Source organism: Micromonospora sp. NPDC049580, from assembly GCF_040675595.1.
In the GTDB taxonomy this organism is placed as follows: Bacteria; Actinomycetota; Actinomycetes; order Mycobacteriales; family Micromonosporaceae; genus Micromonospora.
The window spans coordinates 1-3,945 of sequence record NZ_JBFAPG010000539.1 but is presented as its reverse complement, the minus strand read 5'-3'; the positions used below and the strand labels follow the sequence as shown (position 1 = coordinate 3,945).

1 protein-coding gene and 2 pseudogenes are annotated in these 3,945 nt (G+C 68.4%); all 3 read right to left on the bottom strand.

Going from position 1 to position 3,945, the window contains the following annotated elements; all coding sequences use genetic code 11:
* Positions 1–146 precede the first annotated feature (146 nt).
* The gene (locus AB0J68_RS28615) at positions 147–2,729 is read right to left on the bottom strand and encodes a DNA topoisomerase (ATP-hydrolyzing) (RefSeq protein ID WP_354855120.1); all 2,583 of its coding nucleotides are present in this window, start codon (positions 2,727–2,729) and stop codon (positions 147–149) included.
* 144 nt (positions 2,730–2,873) lie between these two features.
* Positions 2,874–3,707, bottom strand: a pseudogene (locus AB0J68_RS28610) (LAGLIDADG family homing endonuclease); the annotation flags it as partial.
* Positions 3,681–3,935 (bottom strand): annotated as a pseudogene (locus AB0J68_RS28605) (DNA gyrase subunit A); the annotation flags it as partial. The pseudogenes AB0J68_RS28605 and AB0J68_RS28610, both read right to left, overlap by 27 nt.
* Positions 3,936–3,945: the final 10 nt, after the last annotated feature.

Sequence of the window (3,945 nt, the reverse complement as noted above, 5' to 3'; positions counted from 1 at the left end):
TAGGCGGGCCCCACGGGGGTACGCCCCCCACAACCAACCCCAAAACCCCCACCCCCCCCCCCCCCCGGCTTTTAAAATGAAGTTGTTGCCACCGCCATCGGCGTGTCGCGGCAATAACTTCATGATCAACGAGTTGGGGGGTGGGGTTAGTCGCGTTCGATGAGGTGGCCTACCACCGTTGGGCCCAGCATCACGGCGAAGCCGCTGCCGTCGCGGCGGGGGTCGGCTGCCGGCAGCTCCACCGGTTCACCGGTGCCGGTCGCGCCGACCGGGCGCGGCCCCACCCAGGCGACGGCGACGTCGGTCTCGTCCTTGAGGAAGCGGTGCGCGCGGACGCCGCCGGTCGCCCGGCCCTTCGCGGGGTACGCCTTGAACGGCGTCACCTTGACCGTCGCCCCGGTGGACGTGACGACCATCGGCTCGCCGTGCCCCGCGTCGTCGGTGCGTACCGCGCCGAAGAACACCACCCGGGCCCCGGCCGGCAGGTTGATGCCGGCCATCCCGCCGCCCTTGAGGCCCTGCGGGCGCACCAGCCCGGCGGCGAAACGCAGCAACGACGCCTCCGAGGTGACGAAGGTGAGCGTCTCGGCGCCGTCGGTCAGCCAGGTCGCCCCGACCACCTCGTCACCGTCGCGCAGGCCGATCACGTCGAACTCGTCGGACCGCACCGGCCACTCCGGCGCGCACACCTTCACCACACCCTGTCGGGTGCCCAGCGCCAGCCCGGGTGAGGTGTCCGCCGCACCGCCGAGCGGCGCCAGACCGACCACGGTCTCCCCCGCCTCCAGCGGCACCAGCTCGGCGGCGGACATGCCGCCGCGCAGCGACACCGTGCCGGCCTGCTCGGGCAGCACCGGCAGCGGCAGTACGTCGATCTTGAAGGCGCGACCCGCGCTGGTGACCAGCAGCACCCGACCACGGGCGGTGGAGTGCACGATCGCGCGTACGGTGTCGTGCTTGACCCGGCCGTTGCGCCGGCGCCCCTCGGCGCTCTCCTCCGACTCGGCCGCGGTCCGGGCGACCAGCCCGGTCGCGGAGAGGATGACCTGGCACGGGTCGTCGGCGACCTCCAGCGGGCCGGCCGGCGCGGACGCCGCGAGCACCTCCTTGAGGTCGCCGTCGACGAGCGTCGTCCGCCGTTCGGTGCCGAACTGCTTGACCACGGCCGCCAGCTCGTCGGAGACCAGCTTCTTGAGCACCCGCTCGTCGTCCAGGATCGTGGACAGCTCGGTGATCTCGGCGCGCAGCCGCTCCTGCTCCGCCTCCAGCTCGATCCGGTCGTACTTGGTCAGGCGGCGCAGCGGAGTGTCCAGGATGTAGGTCGCCTGGATGTCGGAGAGGCCGAACTGACTCATCAGCCCGTCCTTGGCAGCCTGCGCGTCGTCGCTGCCGCGGATCAACCGGACCACCCGGTCGATGTCCAGCAGAGCGATCAGCAGGCCATCGACCAGGTGCAGCCGCTCCTCGCGCTTACGGCGGCGGTACGAGCTGCGCCGGGTGACCACGTCGTACCGGTGGGCCAGGAAGACCTCCAGCAGCGCCTTCAACCCGAGGGTACGGGGCTGGCCGTCGACCAGCACCAGGTTGTTGACACCGAAGGACTGCTCCAGCGGGGTCAACCGGTAGAGGTCGGCGAGCAGCGCCTGCGGGTTGACCCCCACCTTGCACTCGACGACCAACCGGGTGCCGCTCTCCCGGTCGGTGAGGTCCTTGACGTCCGCGATGCCGGTCAGCCGCTTGGTCTTGGTGACCTCGTTGGTGATCGCCGCGATGACCTTCTCCGCGCCGACGCCGTAGGGCAACTCGACGACGGTGATCGCCTGGCGGCCCCGGCTGCCCTCGATCGGGCCGATCTCCACCTTGCCGCGCATCCGCACCACGCCGCGCCCCGTCTCGTACGCGCGGCGCACCTCGTCCAGGCCGAGCAGCACGCCTCCGGTGGGCAGGTCGGGGCCGGGAACGAACTCCATGAGTTTGTCCAGGGTGGCGTCCGGGTGGTTGATCAGCCAGCGGGCCGCCGAGACGACCTCGGCGAGGTTGTGCGGGATCATGTTGGTGGCCATCCCGACCGCGATCCCGGACGCGCCGTTGACCAGCAGATTGGGGAAGGCGGCCGGCAGCACGGTGGGCTGCGTCAACGACCCGTCGTAGTTGGGCTCGACGTCGACGGTGTCCTCGCCCAGCTCCCCGACGAGCAGCATCGCCTCGCGGGACATCCGCGCTTCTGTATATCTTGAGGCAGCCGGACCGTCGTCTTGGGATCCAAAGTTGCCGTGGCCGTCGATGAGCGGCACGTTGAGCGAGAAGTCCTGCGCGAGGCGGACCATCGCGTCGTAGATCGCCGTGTCACCGTGGGGGTGGTACTTACCCATGCAGTTGTGCACCACGTAGCCCTCAGCAACGAAGGCGTGTTCGTCACTGCCCACCTGGATGTCATACGTGACGTCGGGCGGCACCACCTCGACCGAGGTGACCCGCAGAAAAGCACTACCGACCAGCGCATCCAGCCGAGCGGCGAGCGGCGAGCCGAGCCGGTGGAGTTTCTGGACCCAGCCGTCCCGGGCCGCCCGCTCCAACTGGAACGACCGCTCGGCGAGCGGATTGCCGTTGCGGTCCTTGCCATACCGCACCTTCGGGCCGCCGCTTGCCGAGAGCGAGGCACGAAACGCCTGTCCGGCCTGATCCCGAAACCATCCGCCACCCTGATGCGCTGCGGTGAGCTCCGCCATCACCGGGCCGTACGGCAACCGGTCATTGCCTTGTTTGCCGCTATACCGATAGTCGATGTTCGCAACCCGTTGCAGGCCATCGTGCTTGTAGCCGATTCGCACCCACGGCAGGAACATCCGGGCGAGATCAGCGGCGTCACGTCCGGATACGGAGAGCCCGTGAAGCGGGTGTCCATCAGAATGACGACCGCTGGTCCAGTAGTGCCCGTGTAGACCTAGGTCGGCGAGCATGGCGTATATCTGCCGCACCAGTAGCTTGCTGGTGCTGACGAAAACCATCTCTCGGAACCGCTTGCGGACGTAGCCGTCGCCATCGAAGAAGCCAGCGAGGAACGGCGCCCACGCCGATCGGTTGCCCAGGATGTCGCGCGGCACGTGCTTGTCACGGCTGAGCGGCTCAGTAACCTCCAACAGCCCTTGGTTACGGCTGAAAGTCAAAATGTGCTGGTCGCGATGACGGGGGTTGGCAGCCTCACGCTTTCCGCGGGAGACGTTCAATCCACTGGCGATAGCCCAGCCATGAGCGACATCAAGCGGCTCGATGTCACACATGTGGATGCGGACCCGGCCGTCCGCTGTGCGGTTCCGGTCGACCGGGAAACCCTCGGCTACCAGCAGCCCGCGCACGTAGTCGTAGACGTCGCCAGGATGCGGCGACACCTCAGTACGGCGGCTCCCATAGGCCAGCGCAAGGCGTCCCGCAAGGTCCCGAGCCTCGACCCACTGCACGGAGAGGTCATCCGCGACCACCCGGAAACGTTGGCCCGGGGTGACGAGCATCGTGTGCCCATTGCTCCAGGTGACGCGAACGAGGTCAGAATTCGGATTACGAAAGACGGTGGTAACCGGGACCGACTCGCCCTCGCCGTCCAGCACGAGGTCTCCGACCTCGATCTCCTCGATTGGCCGCAGGCCATCGGGCGTGGAGACCAGTGTGCCGGCGACGAAGCAGTCGCCGACGATGCGTGCGGACTTCACATGCCCTCGGTCGGGGCGGTAGCCCTGCTCGTACATCGACCAGAGGATGCGCCGGTGCACGGGCTTGAGGCCGTCGCGCGCGTCGGGCAGGGCGCGGGAGTGGATGACCGAGAACGCGTACTCCAGGTAGGAGTCGGAGACCTCGGTGACCAGCGGGTTGTCGAAGACCCGCGCGCCGGCCTGGTCGAACGAGGAGAGGTCGACCTTGTTTTCCTTACGGCGTGCCATGAATCAGCTT